The sequence below is a fragment of the Streptomyces sp. NPDC107471 genome (assembly GCF_055582845.1).
In genome coordinates this window covers 651,062-669,703 of record NZ_JBVJPC010000003.1, presented here as the reverse complement: position 1 = coordinate 669,703, position 18,642 = coordinate 651,062, and the positions used below count along the sequence as shown (strand labels likewise).

15 protein-coding genes are annotated in these 18,642 nt (G+C 72.2%); 11 read left to right on the top strand and 4 right to left on the bottom strand.

What is annotated here, in order from left to right:
* Positions 1 to 63 precede the first annotated feature (63 nt).
* The 6 genes from rhaI to ACZ66S_RS12510 all read left to right on the top strand — a co-directional run bounded on the left by rhaI (position 64) and on the right by ACZ66S_RS12510 (position 7,767).
* Positions 64 to 1,224, top strand: a complete 1,161-nt coding sequence (gene rhaI, locus ACZ66S_RS12535; RefSeq protein WP_469901471.1) for an L-rhamnose isomerase — start codon at positions 64 to 66, stop codon at positions 1,222 to 1,224.
* A gap of 115 nt (positions 1,225 to 1,339) precedes the next feature.
* Complete coding sequence (locus tag ACZ66S_RS12530; protein ID WP_469901470.1) at positions 1,340 to 3,379, top strand: bifunctional aldolase/short-chain dehydrogenase; 2,040 nt, start codon at positions 1,340 to 1,342, stop codon at positions 3,377 to 3,379.
* Positions 3,376 to 4,812: a rhamnulokinase gene (locus ACZ66S_RS12525; RefSeq protein ID WP_469901469.1), complete on the top strand. Its 1,437-nt coding sequence runs from the start codon at positions 3,376 to 3,378 to the stop codon at positions 4,810 to 4,812. Before ACZ66S_RS12530 ends, ACZ66S_RS12525 begins: the two co-directional genes overlap by 4 nt.
* A 71-nt stretch (positions 4,813 to 4,883) precedes the next feature.
* Positions 4,884 to 5,639 carry a (Fe-S)-binding protein gene (locus ACZ66S_RS12520; protein WP_469901468.1) on the top strand — a complete coding sequence of 252 codons (756 nt, stop codon included), beginning with the start codon at positions 4,884 to 4,886 and terminating at the stop codon, positions 5,637 to 5,639.
* Entirely contained in the window at positions 5,636 to 7,114 is a 1,479-nt protein-coding gene (locus ACZ66S_RS12515; protein ID WP_469901467.1) for a LutB/LldF family L-lactate oxidation iron-sulfur protein, read from the top strand. Before ACZ66S_RS12520 ends, ACZ66S_RS12515 begins: the two co-directional genes overlap by 4 nt.
* Complete coding sequence (locus ACZ66S_RS12510) at positions 7,111 to 7,767, top strand: LutC/YkgG family protein (protein WP_469901466.1); 657 nt, start codon at positions 7,111 to 7,113, stop codon at positions 7,765 to 7,767. Before ACZ66S_RS12515 ends, ACZ66S_RS12510 begins: the two co-directional genes overlap by 4 nt.
* Here the strand turns inward: ACZ66S_RS12510 and ACZ66S_RS12505 are convergent.
* The 3 genes from ACZ66S_RS12505 to ACZ66S_RS12495 all read right to left on the bottom strand — a co-directional run bounded on the left by ACZ66S_RS12505 (position 7,740) and on the right by ACZ66S_RS12495 (position 12,143).
* Positions 7,740 to 10,709: a family 78 glycoside hydrolase catalytic domain gene (locus tag ACZ66S_RS12505; RefSeq protein ID WP_469901465.1), complete on the bottom strand. Its 2,970-nt coding sequence runs from the start codon at positions 10,707 to 10,709 to the stop codon at positions 7,740 to 7,742. The genes ACZ66S_RS12510 and ACZ66S_RS12505 overlap by 28 nt on opposite strands.
* A gap of 144 nt (positions 10,710 to 10,853) precedes the next feature.
* Positions 10,854 to 11,453, bottom strand: coding sequence for a hypothetical protein (locus ACZ66S_RS12500; protein ID WP_469901464.1), 600 nt, complete (start codon positions 11,451 to 11,453; stop codon positions 10,854 to 10,856).
* A 45-nt stretch (positions 11,454 to 11,498) separates the two neighbouring features.
* A complete protein-coding gene (locus tag ACZ66S_RS12495; protein WP_469901463.1) occupies positions 11,499 to 12,143 on the bottom strand; it encodes a hypothetical protein in 645 nt (214 codons plus the stop codon).
* A gap of 155 nt (positions 12,144 to 12,298) precedes the next feature.
* Here ACZ66S_RS12495 and ACZ66S_RS12490 point away from each other — a divergent pair, with 155 nt between their 5' ends.
* The 4 genes from ACZ66S_RS12490 (at position 12,299) to ACZ66S_RS12475 (ending at position 16,730) form a co-directional block, all read left to right on the top strand.
* On the top strand, positions 12,299 to 13,084 hold the full coding sequence (locus ACZ66S_RS12490) for an ABC transporter ATP-binding protein (RefSeq protein ID WP_469901462.1): 786 nt from the start codon (positions 12,299 to 12,301) through the stop codon (positions 13,082 to 13,084).
* A 3-nt stretch (positions 13,085 to 13,087) separates the two neighbouring features.
* Positions 13,088 to 14,398, top strand: coding sequence for an FtsX-like permease family protein (locus ACZ66S_RS12485; RefSeq protein ID WP_469901461.1), 1,311 nt, complete (start codon positions 13,088 to 13,090; stop codon positions 14,396 to 14,398).
* Positions 14,399 to 14,529: 131 nt separating this feature from the next.
* The gene (locus ACZ66S_RS12480; protein WP_469901734.1) at positions 14,530 to 15,387 is read left to right on the top strand and encodes an AAA family ATPase; all 858 of its coding nucleotides are present in this window, start codon (positions 14,530 to 14,532) and stop codon (positions 15,385 to 15,387) included.
* Positions 15,384 to 16,730: a vWA domain-containing protein gene (locus ACZ66S_RS12475; RefSeq protein ID WP_469901460.1), complete on the top strand. Its 1,347-nt coding sequence runs from the start codon at positions 15,384 to 15,386 to the stop codon at positions 16,728 to 16,730. Before ACZ66S_RS12480 ends, ACZ66S_RS12475 begins: the two co-directional genes overlap by 4 nt.
* 106 nt (positions 16,731 to 16,836) lie before the next feature.
* Here the strand turns inward: ACZ66S_RS12475 and ACZ66S_RS12470 are convergent, their stop codons facing one another.
* Entirely contained in the window at positions 16,837 to 17,538 is a 702-nt protein-coding gene (locus tag ACZ66S_RS12470) for an SDR family oxidoreductase (RefSeq protein ID WP_469901459.1), read from the bottom strand.
* A 123-nt stretch (positions 17,539 to 17,661) separates the two neighbouring features.
* On the opposite strand from ACZ66S_RS12470, the gene ACZ66S_RS12465 reads away from it, so the two are divergent.
* Positions 17,662 to 18,636 (top strand): NAD(P)-dependent alcohol dehydrogenase, encoded by a 975-nt coding sequence (locus tag ACZ66S_RS12465; RefSeq protein ID WP_469901458.1) that lies wholly within the window; start codon positions 17,662 to 17,664, stop codon positions 18,634 to 18,636.
* Positions 18,637 to 18,642 lie beyond the last annotated feature (6 nt).

Sequence of the window (18,642 nt, the reverse complement as noted above, 5' to 3'; positions counted from 1 at the left end):
TGAATCGTTTCACAGTGAAGCTGTTCGAAAGCCCTCAAGACCCGACGTCACAGGAGCCCTCAAGTGACCGAGCTCGCCGCGGTGAAGGCCGCTCTCAAGACCCAGGCCGTCGAGACGCCGTCGTGGGCGTACGGGAACTCGGGAACCCGCTTCAAGGTGTTCGCCCAGCAGGGCGTACCGCGTACCCCGCAGGAGAAGCTGGAGGACGCGGCGCAGGTGCACGCGTTCACCGGGGTGGCCCCGACCGTCGCCCTGCACATCCCGTGGGACAAGGTCGAGGACTACGCCGCGCTGGCGAAGTTCGCCGAGGAGCGCGGCGTGCAACTGGGCGCCGTCAACTCCAACACCTTCCAGGACGACGACTACAAGCTGGGCAGCATCTGCCACCCGGACGCCGCCGTGCGCCGCAAGGCCCTGGACCATCTGCTCGAGTGCGTCGACATCATGGACGCGACCGGCTCCCAGGACCTGAAGCTGTGGTTCGCCGACGGTACGAACTACCCCGGCCAGGACGATCTGCGGGGCCGCCAGGACCGGCTGGCCGAAGGCCTCTCCGAGGTGTACGACCGTCTGGGCGACGGGCAGCGGATGCTGCTGGAGTACAAGTTCTTCGAGCCGGCGTTCTACTCGACCGACGTGCCGGACTGGGGCACGGCGTACGCGCACTGCCTGAAGCTCGGGCCGAAGGCGCAGGTCGTCGTCGACACCGGGCACCACGCGCCCGGCACCAACATCGAGTTCATCGTCGCCACGCTGCTGCGGGAGGGGAAGCTCGGCGGGTTCGACTTCAACTCGCGGTTCTACGCCGACGACGACCTCATGGTGGGCGCGGCCGACCCCTTCCAGCTCTTCCGGATCATGTACGAGGTGGTGCGCGGGGGCGGGTTCACCGCCGACGTGGCCTTCATGCTCGACCAGTGCCACAACATCGAGGCGAAGATCCCGGCGATCATCCGGTCCGTCATGAACGTCCAGGAAGCGACGGCCAAGGCGCTCCTGGTGGACCGGGACGCTCTTGCGGTGGCTCAGCGCGAGGGGGATGTGCTGGAGGCGAACGCGGTGCTGATGGACGCGTACAACACGGATGTGCGGCCGCTGCTCGCGGAGGTGCGCGAGGAGATGGGGCTCGATGCGAACCCCATCGCTGCGTACAAGCGGTCCGGGTGGGCCGAGAAGATCGTGGCCTCGCGGGTTGGTGGGGAACAGGCTGGTTGGGGGGCGTAAGCGTCTGCCTGGTTCTGTCGTCTGCGGGGTGCGGGCCGGCTGTGGCTGGTCGCGCAGTTCCCCGCGCCCCCTAGGGAAGTCATCTCACCCTCGTTTCAGTAAGGACTGGAAGTTCATGGCACTCCACCCCGAAGCCGCCGCCCTCCTCGCCCGTTCCCGCCGGCTTGGCTCCGATCCCCGTAACACCAACTACGCCGGCGGCAACGCGTCCGCCAAGGGCACCTCCGTCGATCCCGTCACCGGCGGTGACGTCGAGCTGATGTGGGTCAAGGGGTCCGGCGGTGACCTCGGGACGCTGACCGAGGCCGGGCTCGCCGTGCTGCGGCTGGACCGGATGCGGGCGCTCGTCGACGTGTACCCCGGTGTGGAGCGCGAGGACGAGATGGTCGCCGCGTTCGACTACTGCCTGCACGGCAAGGGCGGGGCGGCCCCCTCCATCGACACCGCCATGCACGGGCTCGTCGAGGCCGCGCACGTCGACCACCTGCACCCCGACTCCGGCATCGCGCTCGCCTGCGCCGCCGACGGGGAGAAGCTGACCGCCGAGTGCTTCGGGGACACCGTCGCCTGGGTGCCGTGGCGGCGGCCCGGGTTCCAGCTCGGACTGGACATCGCCGCCATCAAGGCGGCCAACCCGCAGGCGATCGGTGTCGTGCTCGGCGGGCACGGCATCACCGCCTGGGGCGACACTGCCGAGGAGTGCGAGAAGAACTCGCTGCACATCATCCGCACCGCCGAGGAGTTCCTCGCGGAGCACGGCAAGGCCGAGCCCTTCGGGCCCGTGATCGAGGGCTACGGCGCACTGCCCGAGGCCGAGCGCCGGGAGCGGGCCGCCGCCCTCGCGCCGTACGTCCGCGCGCTCGCCTCCCAGGACAAGCCGCAGGTCGGGCACTTCAACGACGCGGCGCCGGTGCTGGAGTTCCTGGCCCGCGCCGAGCACCCGCGCCTCGCCGCGCTCGGCACCTCCTGCCCCGACCACTTCCTGCGCACCAAGGTGCGGCCGCTCGTCCTGGACCTGCCGCCGACCGCGCCCCTGGAGGAGGCGATCGCGCGGCTCGACGCGCTGCACGCCGAGTACCGCGAGGAGTACGCCGCCTACTACCGGCGGCACGCCCTGCCCGACTCCCCCGCGATGCGCGGCGCCGACCCGGCGATCGTGCTGATCCCGGGTGTCGGCATGTTCTCCTTCGGCAAGGACAAGCAGACCGCCCGGGTCGCGGGTGAGTTCTACGTCAACGCGATCAACGTGATGCGGGGCGCCGAGGCCGTCTCGTCCTACGCGCCGATCGAGGAGTCCGAGAAGTTCCGCATCGAGTACTGGGCCCTCGAGGAGGCCAAGCTCCAGCGGATGCCGAAGCCCAAGCCGCTCGCGACGCGTGTGGCGCTGGTGACCGGCGCCGGCAGCGGTATCGGCAAGGCCATCGCGCAGCGGCTGGTCGCCGAGGGCGCGTGTGTCGTCGTCGCCGACCTCGACGCCGAGAACGCGGCCGCGGTCGCCGAGGAGCTCGGCGGGCCCGACAAGGCGGTCGCGGTGACCGTCGACGTCACCTCCGAGGAGCAGATCGCGGAGTCCTTCCGGGCCGCGGTGCTGGCCTTCGGCGGTGTGGACCTCGTGGTCAACAACGCCGGCATCTCCATCTCCAAGCCGCTCCTGGAGACCTCCGCCAAGGACTGGGACCTCCAGCACGACATCATGGCGCGCGGTTCCTTCCTGGTGTCGCGGGAGGCGGCCCGGGTGATGATCGCGCAGAAACTGGGCGGCGACATCGTCTACATCGCCTCCAAGAACGCGGTCTTCGCGGGCCCCAACAACATCGCCTACTCCGCCACCAAGGCCGACCAGGCCCACCAGGTGCGACTGCTCGCCGCCGAGCTGGGCGAGCACGGCATCCGCGTCAACGGCGTCAACCCGGACGGCGTGGTGCGCGGCTCCGGCATCTTCGCCGGCGGCTGGGGCGCCAAGCGGGCGGCCGTGTACGGCGTGGAGGAGGAGAAGCTGGGCGAGTTCTACGCCCAGCGGACCATCCTCAAGCGCGAGGTCCTCCCCGAGCACGTGGCCAACGCCGTGTTCGCGCTGACCGGCGGGGAGCTGACGCACACCACCGGGCTGCACGTCCCGGTCGACGCCGGCGTCGCGGCCGCCTTCCTGCGATGAGCGCGTCCGTGAAGTCGTACGCCGCGGTCGACCTCGGCGCGTCCAGCGGACGTGTCATGGTCGGCCGCGTCGGCCCCGACAGCCTGGAGCTGACCGAGGCACACCGGTTCGCCAACCGTCCGGTCCGGGTCCCGGAGGGCCTGCGCTGGGACATCCTCTCGCTCTACGGCGGTGTCCTGGACGGGCTCAGGGCGGCCGGGCAGATCGACTCCGTCGGCATCGACAGTTGGGCCGTGGACTACGGACTGCTGGACGCCGACGGGGCCCTGCTCGGGAACCCGGTGCACTACCGGGACTCCCGCACCGAAGGGGTCGCGCAGAAGGTGTGGGCGACCGTGCCCGCGCCCGAGCTCTACGCGGCGACCGGCCTGCAGTACGCGCCCTTCAACACCCTGTACCAGCTCGTCGCCGACCGACTCGTCGGCGCGCGGCGCCTGTTGCTGATCCCGGATCTGCTGACGTACTGGCTGACCGGCGAGCAGGGCACCGAGCTGACCAACGCCTCGACCACCCAGCTCGTCGATCCCCGGACGCGCGGATGGTCGTACGACGTCGCGGAGCGGCTGGGCATCGACCTGGGGCTGTTCGCGCCGCTGCGGCAGCCCGGGGACCCGGCCGGTGCGCTGCGGCCCGAGGTGCTGGAGGAGACCGGGCTCGCGGGCCCCGTGCCGGTGACGGCCGTCGGGTCGCACGACACCGCCTCCGCGGTGGCGGCGGTGCCCGCGTCCGGTGAGCGGTTCGCCTACATCTGCACCGGCACCTGGTCCCTGGCGGGACTGGAGCTGGACGCGCCGGTGCTGACGGAGGAGAGCCGGGCCGCCAACTTCACCAACGAGCTGGGGCTCGACGGCACGGTCCGGTACCTGCGGAACATCATGGGGCTCTGGCTGCTCCAGGAGTGTGTACGGGCCTGGGGCGACCCGGACCTGGGCGAGCTGCTGCGGGAGGCGGCCGAGGTGCCGGCGCTGCGGTCGGTCGTGGACGCGGGGGACGCCGCGTTCCTCGCGCCGGGCCGGATGCCGGAGCGGATCGCCGAGGCCTGCCGTGCCTCCGGGCAGCCGGTGCCCCGCTCGCCCGCCGAGATCACCCGCTGCATCCTCGACTCGCTGGCCCTGGCCCACCGCAGGGCCGTCGAGGAGGCGCAGCGGCTGGCCGACCACCCCGTGGACGTCGTGCACGTCGTCGGGGGCGGGACGCGCAACGCCCTGCTGTGCCAGCTCACCGCGGACGCCTGCGGGCTGCCGGTGGTGGCGGGGCCGACCGAGGCGGCCGCGCTCGGCAACGTCCTGGTCCAGGCGCGGGCCCACGGGCTCGTGGCCGACCTCGCGGACGGGCGCGAGCTGCTCACCCGGACCCAGCCGCTCACGCGGTACGAGCCCCGGGGCGACACCGCGCGCTGGCGCGAGGCCCAGGCCCGGCTCGCCGGGCGCTGACCGGGGTCTCCCCCCGCTCTGCACCCCCGACTAGGCTTCACTCATCCGATGATCAACCACAAGGAGCCGCGATGCGTGTCGCCCTGTTCCTGACCTGTGTCAACGACACGCTCTATCCGGACACCGGGCGCGCTGTGGTGAAACTGCTGACCAGGCTGGGCGTCGACGTCGACTTCCCGATGTCCCAGACCTGCTGCGGGCAGGCGCACTACAACACCGGCTACCGGCACGAGGCGGAACCGCTGGCCCGGCATTTCTCCGATGTCTTCCGGGACTACGAGGCGATCGTGACGCCGTCCGGCTCCTGCGGGGCGATGGTGCGGGAGCTGTATCCGCGGATGGGTGAGCGGGCCCGGGCCGAGGGGCGCGGGGAGAGCCTCGCGGCGACGCTGGCGCCCGTGGTGCCGAAGACGTACGAGCTGACGGAGTTCCTGGTGGACGTGCTGGGGGTGACGGACGTCGGGGCGTACTACCCGCACACGGTGACCTACCACCCGACCTGTCACGGACTGCGCGGCCTCGGCCTCGGCGACCGGCCGCGGCGGCTGCTCCAGGCGGTCGAGGGCCTGGAGCTGAAGGAGCTTCCGGGTGCCGACGAGTGCTGCGGTTTCGGCGGCACCTTCGCTCTGAAGAACTCCGATGTCTCGGCGGCCATGGGCGCGGACAAGGTGCGCAACGCCGAGTCGACGGGCGCCGAGGTGCTGTGCGCGGCCGACAACTCGTGCCTCATGCACATCGGGGGCACGATGGGCCGCCTGGAGTCGGGCATGCGGCCGGTGCACATCGCGGAGATCCTGGCGAGCACGGAGGAGGAACCGGCCGTATGAGCGGGACGTTCGTAGGGATGCCGGCCTTTCCCCGGGCCGCGCACGAGGCGGTCAACAACAAGACGCTGCGCGGGAATCTGCGCCACGCGACGCACACCATCCGCGCCAAGCGGGCCAGCGCCGTCGCCGAGGTCTCCGACTGGGCGGAGCTGCGCGAGGCGGGCAAGCAGATCAAGGACCACACGCTGCGTCATCTCGACCGCTATCTCGTGCAGTTGGAGGAGTCGGTCGTGGCGGCCGGCGGTACCGTCCACTGGGCCGCCGACGCCGACGAGGCCAACGAGATCGTGACCCGGCTCGTCAAGATGACCGGTGAGTCGGAGGTCGTCAAGGTCAAGTCGATGGCCACGCAGGAGATCGGGCTCAACGAGGCGCTGGAGGCCGAGGGCATCCGGGCCTACGAGACCGATCTCGCCGAGCTGATCGTGCAGTTGGGCAAGGACCGGCCCTCGCACATCCTGGTCCCGGCCATCCACCGGAACCGGGGCGAGATCCGGGACATCTTCGAGCGCGAGATGAGCGAGTGGGGCCGGCCGGCCCCCGAGGGCCTCACCGACACGCCCGCCGAGCTGGCGGAGGCGGCCCGGCTGCACCTGCGGGAGAAGTTCCTGCGCGCCAAGGTCGGCGTCTCCGGCGCCAACTTCATGGTCGCCGACACCGGCACCCTGGTGGTCGTGGAGTCCGAGGGCAACGGACGGATGTGCCTGACCCTGCCCGAGACGCTGATCTCGGTCGTCGGCATCGAGAAGATCGTGCCGACCTGGCAGGACCTGGAGGTCTTCCTCCAGACCCTGCCCCGCTCCTCGACGGCCGAGCGCATGAACCCGTACACCTCGACCTGGACCGGCACCACGGACGAGGACGGCCCGCGGAACTTCCACCTGGTGCTGCTCGACAACGGCCGCTCCGACACCCTCGCCGACGAGGTCGGCCGCCAGGCCCTGCGCTGCATCCGCTGCTCGGCCTGCCTGAACGTCTGCCCGGTCTACGAGCGGGCCGGCGGCCACGCCTACGGCTCGGTCTACCCGGGCCCGATCGGCGCGATCCTCAGCCCCCAACTGCGGGGCACGGCCAGCGAGATCGACGCCTCGCTGCCGTACGCCTCCTCGCTGTGCGGGGCCTGCTACGAGGTGTGCCCGGTCGCCATCGACATCCCCGAGGTGCTGGTGCATCTGCGGGAGCGGGTCGTGCAGGGCGGGCCGGTGGTCCGCGAGGGCAACAAGGTGGTGCTCAAGCCCGCCAAGGGGCACGCGACGGAGCGGGCGGCGATGCGGGCGGCCCGCTGGGCCTTCGCCCACCCCGGTGTCCTGCGCACCGGTCAGCGGGCGGCCTCGCGGACCCGCCGGCTCCATCCGCGCACGCTGCCGGGGCCCGGCCGGGCGTGGAGCGACACGCGGAACCTGCCGCCGGTGCCCGCGGAACCGTTCCGCGACTGGTGGCAGCGCACGGGCGGCGGCAAGGAGGGCGGCAAGTGAGCAGCAGGGAACGGATCCTGGGCCGGGTGCGGCGCGCACTGGCCGACGCGCCGGGCGACGACGTCCCGATCGAGCGCGCCTATCTGCGGGAGCACGGCGAGCGCAGCGTCGGGGAGACGGTGGAGCTGCTGGCCGAGAACCTCGCCGACTACCGGGCGATCGTGCACCGCTGCACGACGGCCGACCTGCCGGCGACGCTCGCCGGGATGCTGGCGGCGCACGGCGCGCGGACCGTCCTGGTGCCGCCGGGCCTCGACCCGGCGTGGCTCGCGGACGCCGGCACCGAGCAGGTCCCGGACCGGGCCGAGAGCACCCCGCACGAACTGGACCGGATCGACAGCGTGGTCACGGCGTGCGCGGTGGCCGTGGCGGAGACCGGCACCATCGTGCTGGACGGCGGCCAGGACCAGGGCCGCCGCCGCATCACCCTGGTCCCGGACCACCACATCTGTGTCGTGCGGGTGCCCGACCAGGTGGTCTCCTCCGTGCCGCAGGCCCTCGAACGTCTCGACCCGGTACGCCCGTTGACCTGGATCTCCGGTCCTTCGGCGACCAGTGACATCGAGCTGGACCGGGTCGAGGGGGTGCACGGTCCGCGCACCCTGGAGGTGGTGCTGGTGGACTCTCAGGCGAGCGAGGACGTCACCTCGTAGCGCCCCGAGGGGAGTGCGTAGGAGGCGACACCGCCCTCGAAGCCCAGGTACGCCACTCCCCCGGCCTGTGACAGGGGGCTGCCGCCCTCGCGCACGGAGTCGGGGTCGGCCGTGGGGACGCGCAGGGTCGCCGTGCTGTTGGCGGGGACCGCGACCCGGTGGGTGAAGACGCTGTCCCGGGCCGTCCAGGCGCTGACGATCTCGCCGTAGGGCGACCGGTGCGAGCCGGTGACCCGGGTGATCCTGCCGGTCGGGTCGAGGTGGGGCCGCAGGAAGAAGTGCCGGAAGCCCGGATGCGCCGGGTCGGCGGCGATACCGGCCATGCTCTCGTACATCCACTCCATGATCGCGCCGTAGGCGTAGTGGTTGAAGGAGTTCATCTCGACCGGCCCGAAGCCGTCCTCCTTCGCGTACGAGTTCCAGCGCTCCCAGATCGTGGTCGCGCCGTTCTTCACCGAGTACAGCCAGGACGGCATGGCGTCCTGGTGCAGCACTTCGTAGGCCAGTTCCACCTGGCCCTCCTCGGTGAGGACGGGGGCCAGGACGTTCACGCCGAGGAAGCCGACGGACAGGGTGTTCTCGGCGTACCCGACGCGGGTGCTGCCGGGGTGCGCGGCCTTGTACGCGGGTGAGTTTCCGATGTTCTGGACGAGGAGGTCGACGACTGCGCGCCGCTGGGCCTCGGTGTCGTACAGGCCGAGTCTGAGGACCCAGAGCAGGGCGGTCTGGCTGTCGTCCTCGGTCCGGGTGGGGCTGCCGCCCGGGGTCCACGGCGGCGGGGAGCCGAGGCTGGAGCGCACGGTGAGCCGGCCGTCCTCGGTGCTGAGGTACTTGGTGACGAACGCCCGCTTGACGTGGGCGAACAGCTCCTCGTAGACGTGGACCTCGGCGGTGCGGCCGGTGGCGCGGGCCATGTCCGCCATGAGCCGGGCGCTGTAAGCGTAGTAGGCGTCGCTGACGAGCTGGGTGCTGGTGACCTGGAAGGCCAGCCAGTCGCCGAAGACCGCGCCCTGTCCGGCACCGGTGTCGCCGGTGTGCGCGCGGATCCAGTCCATGTAGGCGCTCATCGCGTCCCAACTGCGGTCGATGACGGTGGTGTCCCCGCTCATCTGCCACACGGTCCAGGGCACGACGACCCCGCAGTCCGCCCAACCGCTCGCCGGGACCGGTTCGTTGTACCGGGCGCCGGGGGCGATCCAGGTGAACTGGGCGCCGTCCGCGCCGTAGGTGCGCTGGGAGTCGATCAGGATGTCCTGGAAGTGGCTCAGGAAGGCGACCGCGTCGGTGTTGTAGAGGCCGGTGCGGGCGAAGACCTGGGTGTCGCCGGTCCAGCCGCAGCGTTCGTCGCGCTGCGGGCAGTCGGTGGGGACCCAGAGGTAGTTGCCGCGCTGGCCCCAACGGACGTTGCTGATCAGTTGGTTGATGTCGGGGTCGTCGGTGCTGACGTGGCCGATGTCGTGGAGGGCGGAGGTGGCGACCTTGCCGGTCAGTCCGGTGAGGGTGACCGTCTCCGACGTGGTGACGGAGACGTACCGGAAGCCGTGGAAGGTCAGGGAGTCCTGGTGGGTCTCGCCCTCCGGGTCGCCCTTGAGGATGTACGTGCTGGTGGCCTCGGCGGTGCGGAGGTTGACCCGGTAGACGGAGCCCGCGGGGCCGTCCGCGCCCGCGCCGGTGTCGTTGAGCATCTCCCCCGGCCGGAAGGCGACTTGGGCGCCGGCCGGCCCGCGGAGGGTGTAGCGCAGGACGCCGACCAGGTTCTGGCCGAGGTCGAGGACGGCGGTGTCGCCGGGGTGCAGGGTGAGGGAGGCGGTGGCGGCCGCGGTGGGGTCGGTGACCGTGCGGGCCGGGTCGGGGACGAAGTCGCCGCCCCCGGTGTGCACGGTGATCGACCGTGGCCTGTGGTCCCACTCGGGCATCAGCCGGGCCGACTCGCCGGGGTGGGCGACCAGTCGGGAGCCGGGGAACCGGGTGGTGAAGTCGTGCTCCTCGGTCGCGGACCAGGCGGAGGCGTCGAAGCCGTTCGCGGTCCAGCCGGGCAGTTCCCGGCGGGCGTCGTAGGTCTGGCCGTCGTAGAGGTCGTCGGCGCGGTAGGGGCCGGTGTCCGTGGCCCTCCACTCGTCGCCGGGCGTGGTGACGACGGCCTGGGTCGAGCCGTCCTCGTAGCGGATCAGGAGCTTGGCCTTGAGGGCCAGGCGGTTGCCGGTCTGTGACCAGTAGGCGCTGTTCTCGGAGACACGGCCGTTGTACCAGCCGTTGCCGAGGACGGCGGCGAGGGTGACCTGCGGCTGCCCCTCCAGCAGGCCCGTGACGTCGTAGGTGAAGTAGTTGACGGTGGTGTCGTAGTTGGTCCAGCCCGGAGGGAGCAGTTCGTACGTGGTGCCGCCGTCCTGGGGGACGCCGACCCGGCTGCCGTTGACGTGGACGTCGTACACGCCGAGCGCGGAGACGTAGAGCCGGGCCTCGCGCACCCGGCCGGGCTTCAGGGCCGTCTGCCGTCGCAGGAGCGGCGCGCCCGCGCTGTTCGGTGGCTTGCCCGCCATGCAGATCCACCGCGCGCCGTCCCAGCCGGTCATGCCGTCGGTGCTGAGCAGGCCCGTCTCGAAACGGGCCGCCGGGGCGTCGGGGAGCCTGCGGTCGTGCTCGTCCCAGACCTGGACCGTCCAGTGGTAGCGGGTCGACGGGTGCAGCTCGGGTCCCGCCCAGCGCACGGCCACCGAGTCCGCCGAGTCGGTGCGGCCGCTGTCCCATACGTCCGCGCGCCCGTCGGCCAGAAGGCCGGGGTCGGACGCCACCAGGACGCGGTACGCCGTCTGACGCCGGCCGCGGACCCGGGACGCGGTGCGCCAGCCGAACCGCGGGCGGGCGGCGTCCACGCCGAGGGGATCGGTGCGGTGCTCCACGGTGAGGCCCTCGACGGTGGTGCGGTGGACTCCGTCGGTCATGCCGTGGTCCCTTCGGCGGCGCGGGTTGTATCGATTCATCCCGTTCGGCGGTTGAAACTACTGGCGAATGCACCGGGTGTCCACTGTCCGCGTCGCGCGTTGAACCGTTCAAAAACCGGAGGGCCCCGGTGGGCCCCGGCCATGTCAGACGTAGGTGAGCGGGGAGCCGCGCCGCAGGCAGTGCTGGGCGGCCCGCAGGTACAGGGCCACGTAGAACGCGGCGTCGAGGTCATCGGCCCACGGCCCCGGTCGGGCTGCCGCGACGTCCTTCACCGGCCCGTCCAGGAACCACATGGTCAGGTCGAGGTTGTCGCAGGTCTCGGGTATCTCGTCCACCGGCAGGCCGACGGCCCGTGCGAGCCGTTCGGCGAGGGCGCGCACCTGCGGGGCACCGGCAACCATCGTCGTGTCGGCGTAGGAGTTCTCGACCGGCAGCCAGATCTCGTCGTCGAGCGAGAAGGGCACCAGGAGCGACCAGCCGCAGAGCAGTTCGTACTCCTCCTGCGACAGGTGCGCCCGGCACAGTGCCGCGAACCCGTCCATGGGCGGCACCAGCTTCTCCTCGAACGAGAGCCCGGTCCCGCGCACGACCCGCTCCGGCTCCTCCGGCACGGACGTGAACGGTGGCAGGCCCCGTCGGCTCAACTCCTCACCGAGGGCCGCGGCGAGGGCGCCCCGGCCACCCTCGTCCTCGTCCGCGTCGAACCACTCCCGCGCGCCCACGCTCACCAGGTAGATCCCCATGCGCCGAAAGCTACAGCGCCCCACTGACAACGCCTCCGCGTCCCGTCAGGGCCCGGTCAGCAAAAGCGTGGGCAGGGTGTCCTCCAGGATCCGCTCGCGGGGCAGGGTGAGTCCGAAGTGCCGCTGGATCACCTCCAGGCAGGCCCGGTGCACGGTACGGCGTTCCAGGTCCTCGTCGGGCAGTCCGGCGGCGGTGAGCCGCTCCTGGACGGCGGCGGTCACCTCCGGGTCTCCCTCGGGGCTGCCGTGGCCCCAACTGGCGTCCAGGTGCAGGTTGAACGCGCACATCAGGTTCTCGTCGTGGCGGTAGGCGAAGTGCGGGGGCACCGGCTTGCCGTTCTCCTCCTCGTACTCCAGGTGGTGGACGTGCAGGCCGCCGCGGTCCACGGGCCGGCTGCCGGTGCCGAACTCGCCCTGCCAGCCGCCGTACTTGATGACGTACGACCACTCGTCGAGCTCGCCGTGGCGCAGCGCGATGCCGTCCAGGACCTCGCCGTACAGCCCTTCCAGAAGGTCCTGCACCTGGCGGCCGGAGAGCTCGCCGATGGGGCGGGGCCGGTAGGGCCGGTGGGCGGTCTCGGCGATGCGTCTCGCCAGTGACTCCGACTCGATGTCGGGCGCGATCACCACGCTGTAGCCGCCCCAGGCGATGGACTGCGGTTCGGCGAGCCAGGCTATTCCGTCGGTCATGACGATCAACCCTGCCGTATCCGCCGGGGGGGTGTCACCGGGGGGTGTCACTGAGTACACCCCGCAAGACGGGTTCTGCGCCCCATGTGCCCGGGCCCGTCTCTGCCTAGCGTCTTCAGCGAGGCACACGGCGTGCCGGACGAAGGGGGACGACCATGTTGCGCACACGTTCACGACACCCGCAGGACGCGGGGCCCGCCGCCGAGGCGCTGCGGCTGGTGAAGGTCAGCAGGACCCACGGCACGGACGACAGTGCCGTGACCGCCCTCGACGGGGTCACGCTCAGCCTGGGCCGGGGCACCTTCACCGCGGTGATGGGGCCCTCGGGGTCCGGCAAGTCCACGCTGCTGCAGTGCGCGGCCGGTCTCGACCGGCCGGACAGCGGGATCGTGCGGGTGGACGGCACGGAGCTGACCGGGGGCGGGGAGGCCGAGCTGACCAGGTTCCGGCGCGGGCGGGTGGGGTTCGTGTTCCAGCAGTACAACCTGCTGGAGACACTGACGGTCGCCCAGAACACCGTGCTGCCGCTGAAGCTCGCCGGCCGGAAGGTCGACCGGAGGCGGGTGACGGAGGTGCTCACGGCGGTCGGTCTCGGCGACCGGCTCGGGCACCGTCCGGACCAGCTCTCCGGCGGGCAGCGGCAGCGTGTGGCGATCGCCCGGGCGCTGGTCGCGGACCCCCGGCTGATCTTCGCGGACGAGCCCACCGGCGCCCTGGACACCCGCAGCGCGCGGGACGTGCTGCGGCTGCTCCAGGAGGCGGTGCGGGTGCACGGCCGGACCGTGGTGATGGTGACCCATGACCCGGTGGCCGCCTCGTACGCCGACTCGGTGCTGTTCCTAGCGGACGGCCGGCTGGTCGGCCGGATGGACGCGCCGACCCCCGACGCGGTGGCCGAGCGCCTCGCGCACCTGGGCGACGACGTGACGGCGGGGGTGTGAGCGATGTTCCTGCTGGCGATGCGGTCGATACGGCAACGGCCCGGACGGTTTCTCGCGACCCTGCTGGCCTCCTTCCTGGGCGCGGGCGTCATCATGACGTTCAACTCGCTCCACGACACGGCGGGGCGGCCCGGGGTCGACCCGGTGAGCGCGGACACCCTGACCCTGTCCGCGAATGTCGTCGGCGGCTACGGCACCCTCCTGGTGTTCTTCGCCGTGGCGTCGACCCTGACGGTCAACGTCCGCCAGCGGGCCGGTGAGCTGGAGCTGCTGCGCTGCTCGGGGGCGACGCCGGGCCAGATCAAGCGGATGGTCGTGGGCGAGTCGGTGGCGGTCGCGCTGATCGGTGCCGTGCTGGCGATCGGTCCGGCGATGCTCGGCGGGCGGGCACTGCTGGACGTCTTCCGGGACAGCGGGCAGGTCGCGGCGGGCGTCGACCACTCCTTCGGTCCGGTCGCGCTGCTCTCGGGCGTCGACATCACGCTGGTCGCGGCGGCGGGCGCCGCCTTCCTCGCCGTACGACGGGCCACGCGCGGGAGTCGGCGAGGCGGCCGGGCGCGCACGTTCCTCGCGTACGCGGCGCTCGGTCTGGGGGCGCTGTCGGTGACCTCCACCTTCGCCTTCTCCGCGACCGACGAGGCGCTCATGGCGACTCCGGCGTACGGGGCGATCCTGCTGTCCGTGGGGTGCGCGCTGCTCGCTCCGCGGCTCCTGAAGGGCGTCCTGGACCGGTTGCCGCTGACCGGTGCGAGCGGCTGGCTGGCCGTGCGGAACCTGCGCCGGCGGGCGGACCAGCTCTCCGGGATCCTGGTGTCGCTGATCCTGTTCACGGCGGTGTCCGTGGCCACGCTGTACATGCAGGGCGTGGAGAGCGACGCCATGCGGGCCTCGGGCGCGGTCAGGACGGTCGACGCGAAGAACCTCCAGACGCTGAACCTCACGGTCGTCGGCATCATCGTGGTGTTCGTGTGCGTGATGCTGGTCAACTCGCTGTACGCGGCGACGGCTTACCGGGGCCGGGAGTTCGGCCAGCAGCGGCTGGCCGGGGCGAGCCCGGGGCAGGTGCTGGGCACGGTGGGCGCGGAGGGGCTGATCCTCACGGCGGTCGGGCTGTGCTTCGGCACGGCGGCGGCACTGGCCGGGATCATCCCGTTCACGGTGGTCCGCACCGACGCGGTGCTGCCGCACCAGGGGCTCGGCATCTGGTGGGCGGTGGCGGCGATCGCGGCGGCCGCGACGATCGGGACCAGCCTGGCGACGGCCCACCGGGTGCTGCGCACTCCGGCGGTGCGGGCGGTGGGAGCGGCGGCGTGAGGGGCAGCGGTGGGCGGGCGTCGCTTCGGTGGCGCCCGTCGCCGTGCGCTCCCCCATCACGTGACAGAAGCGGTGAACAAGCGCTTAGATAGTTGACGGAACGAGTTCGCGCCGCCCGGGAGGCCCCGTTGCTGTTCACATCCGTCGACGACGTCTCCGCACGCCTCGCCGAGACCGGCTACCTCGCCTCGCCCGCGGTCGCCACGACCGTCTTCCTCGCCGACCGGCTCGGCAAGCCGCTGCTGGTGGAGGGCCCCGCCGGGGTCGGCAAGACGGAGCTGGCCAAGGCGGTGGCCGAGGTCGCCGGGGCGCGACTGGTGCGGCTCCAGTGCTACGAGGGCGTCGACGAGTCCCGGGCGCTGTACGAGTGGAACCACGCCAAGCAGCTCCTGCGCATCAGCGCCGGCCGGGACGAGACCTGGGACGAGGCGCGCACGGACATCTTCAGCGAGGAGTTCCTGCTCTCCAGGCCCCTGCTGACGGCGATCCGCGGCGACGAGCCGACGGTGCTGCTGATCGACGAGACCGACAAGGCGGACGTCGAGGTCGAGGGCCTGCTCCTGGAGGTGCTCAGCGACTTCCAGGTCACGGTCCCCGAGCTGGGCACGATCACCGCGTCCCGCCGGCCCTTCGTCGTCCTGACCTCCAACGCGAGCCGCGAACTGTCGGAGGCCCTGCGCCGCCGCTGCCTGTTCCTGCACATCGGGTTCCCCGAGGAGGAGCTGGAGCGGCGGATCGTACGGCTGAGGGTGCCGGGCCTCGACGAGACGCTGGCGAGGTCCGTGGTGCGGGTCGTGGGGGCGCTACGGGCGATGGACCTGCGCAAGGTGCCCTCGGTCGCGGAGACCATCGACTGGGCGCGCACCCTGCTCGCGCTCGGCGCCGACCACCTCGACGAGACGGTCGTACGGGACAGCCTGGGCGTGCTGCTCAAACACCAGGACGACATCCTCAAGGCCGGGGCGAAGCTCGACCTGGACGCGGTGTGAGCACCGCCGAGCGGCTCACCTCCCTGGTCGGCGCCCTGCGCGCGCACGGTGTGCGGATCGGGACGGGCGAGACCGTGGACGCGGCGCAGGCGGTGGCGGCCCTCGGGCTCGACGACCGCGAGCTGCTGCGGGAGGGGCTGGCGGCGACCCTGCTGCACAGCAGGGCACAACGACCGGTGTTCGACCCGGTCTTCGACCTGTACTTCCCGCGGGGTGTCGGCGCGCCCGGCACCGGCCCCGCGGACCGGGAGGACCTGCGCGAGCGGCTCGCCGGGGCCCTGGCCGCGAACGACGAGACGCTGCTGGCCCGCCTCGCGGCGGAGGCGGTCGACGGGTTCGGCGGCTACGGCAACTCCCCCTCCTCAGACGGCTGGTCGTCGTACCAGACGCTGGACCGGCTGCGCCCGCAGACGCTGCTCGCGCGCGTCCGGGACGACGTGCGGGGGCGGCAGGGCATGTCCGGGTTCACCGACCGGCTCCTGGAGGACGAGATCCGGCGGCGCATCGAGGCGTTCCGGGCCCTGGTGGCGGCCGAGGCCCGGCGGCGGGTCGCGGAGGGGCGGGACCGGGACGAGATCGCGCGGCGGGCGGTGGCCCCGACGACCGACCGGGTCGACTTCCTGTTCGCCGGGAAGGACCGGCTGGCCGAACTGCGGCGCACGGTCCAGCCGTTGGCCCGCAAACTCGCCACCCGGCTGGCGGCCCGCCGCCGCCGTGCCGCGCGGGGCAGCATCGATCTGCGGCGGACCCTGCGCGGTTCGCTGTCGACGGGCGGGGTGCCGATGAAGCCGGTGCTGCGCAGGCGCCGGCCGGCCCGGCCCGAACTGGTGCTGCTGTGCGATGTGTCGGGCTCGGTGTCGGGGTTCTCGGACTTCACGATGCTGCTGGTGCAGGCGCTGCACGACCAGTTCAGCAAGGTGCGGGTGTTCGCCTTCGTCAACCGCCTCGACGAGGTCACCCCGCTCCTGCGGCACGGCGCGGCCGACCCGGAGGGGCTCGGCGCCCGCATCCGCGCCGAGGCCACGCTCACGGGGTGGCACGGCAGCAGCGACTACGGCGTCGCCCTGGGCGAGTTCGCGTCCCGGTACGGGGACGCGCTGAGCCCGCGCACGACCGTGTTCGTCCTCGGTGACGCCCGCACCAACATGAGCGACCCGAACCTGCCCGCCGTCCGGGAGATCACCGAACGGGCGCGCCGCGTCCACTGGTTGAACCCGGAGGCCCAGGCGCAGTGGAGCACCGGCGACTCGGCCGCGTACGAGTACGCCGAGCTGGTGGAGATGCACGAGTGCCGCAATGTCCGGCAGCTCAGCGCCCTGGTGGGGCGCCTGCTGCCGATCTGACCGGGCGAGGCGCCGACGCGCCGGACGCCCCGGGGCCGGGGTGCGGCCGACTCTCAGGCGGCCGCCCCGGTGCTCCCCACCCGCAGCCGGGCGGGGCGCGGGTGGCTCAGGCCGCCAACTGCGGGTACAACGCGCCGAGATCCGCGGCGAGTCCGGCCTTCACCTGACGGGTCAGGTCGTCGGCGAGCACCTCGAAGGCACCGGCCTCGATGCCGTCGAGGGCCTGCGCGGCCACGCTCTCGGGGGTGACCTTCGGGGCGTCGATCTTCGCGGCCATGTCCGTGTCGACGTACCCGACGTGCAGGCCGGTGACCTCGATGCCGCGCGGCCGCAGGTCCAGGCGCAGGGAGTTGGTCTGGGACCACAGGGCGGCCTTGGAGGCGCTGTAGGAGCCGGCGACGCCGAGCCAGGAGAGCACCGAGTGGACGTTGAGGATGTGGCCGCCGCCGTTGCGCTCGATGACCGGGACGAAGGCGCGGGTCACCAGGAGCGGGCCGTAGAAGTTGGTCTCGAACTCGCGGCGGACGTCCTCCACGGGGGCGTCCAGGAAGTTCGCGCTCACGGCCGCGCCGGCGTTGTTGATCAGCAGGGTGACGTCCTGGGCCTGTTCGGCCGCGGCCGCAACGGACGCGGGGTCGCCCACCTCCAGGGCCAGCGGCACCGCGTCCGGGTGGGTCACGGTCCGCGGGTCGCGGGCGGTGGCGTACACCTTCTTCGCGCCGCGCTCGTACAGGGCGGACACCAGGGCCCGGCCGATGCCGCGACTGCCGCCGGTGACCAGGGCGACGGAACCTTCGATGGTGGTCATGGGAGCCTCCAGGAACGTCGAGAAACCGATTGGTTTACCTACGTCCAGCAGAGTAAACCGATCGGTTTCCGATGGCAAGGCGAGACCTCTTCCCTACGCTCCTGAAGCGACGGAGGGGGTCCCATGAAGGCAGTCGTCCAGGACCGGTACGGCTCGGCGGACACACTGGAGCTGCGGGAGGTCGAGCAGCCCGTGCCGGCCGCCGGCGAGGTGCTCGTGCGGGTGCACGCGGCCTCGGTCAACGCCTACGACTGGCACTGGCTGCGCGGCGACCCGAAGATCGCCCGGCTGTCGTTCGGTCTCCGCGCGCCGAAAAAGCGGATCCGGGGCCGGGACTTCGCGGGCCGCGTCGAGGCGGTCGGCGCCGGGGTCACGGGCCTGCGTCCCGGCGACGAGGTGTACGGCGAGGCGGACGGGACCTTCGCCGAGTTCGTGTGCGCCAAGGACAGCGAGACGGACCTCAAGCCCACCGCCCTCTCCTTCGAGCAGGCGGCCGCGATGCCGTTGGCCGCGAACACCGCGCTCGTCGGACTGCGGGACGTGGCCCGCGTGCGGTCCGGGCAGTCCGTCCTCGTGAACGGCGCCTCGGGCGGGGTGGGGACGTTCGCCGTGCAGCTCGCGAAGGCGTTCGGCGCCGAGGTGACCGGTGTGTGCAGCGCGCGCAACGTCGAGCTCGTCGGGTCGCTCGGCGCGGACCAGATCGTCGACTACACCCGGGAGGACTTCACCCGCGCCGGACGCCGCTACGACGTGGTCCTCGACCTGGTGGGCAACCGTTCACTGGGCGACCTGCGGCGCGCGACGGCCCCCGCCGGCACCGTCGTGCTGTCCGGCGGGGGTGTGTACGAGGGTGGCAGCGTCCTCGGTCCGATGCGGCTCCTGATGGGCGGCCGGCTGCTCTCCCCGTTCGTGCGCCAGCGGGTGCTCCAGCTTCCGGCCAGGGCGAGCAAGGAGAACCTCGCCGCACTGCGGGAACTCGCCGAGGCGGGCAGGATCGCCCCGGCCGTCGAGCGGACGTATCCGCTGAGCGAGGCGGCCGAGGCCGTCCGTCATCTGGAGGTGGAGCACGCACGCGCGAAGATCGTCGTCACGGTGTGAGAGGCG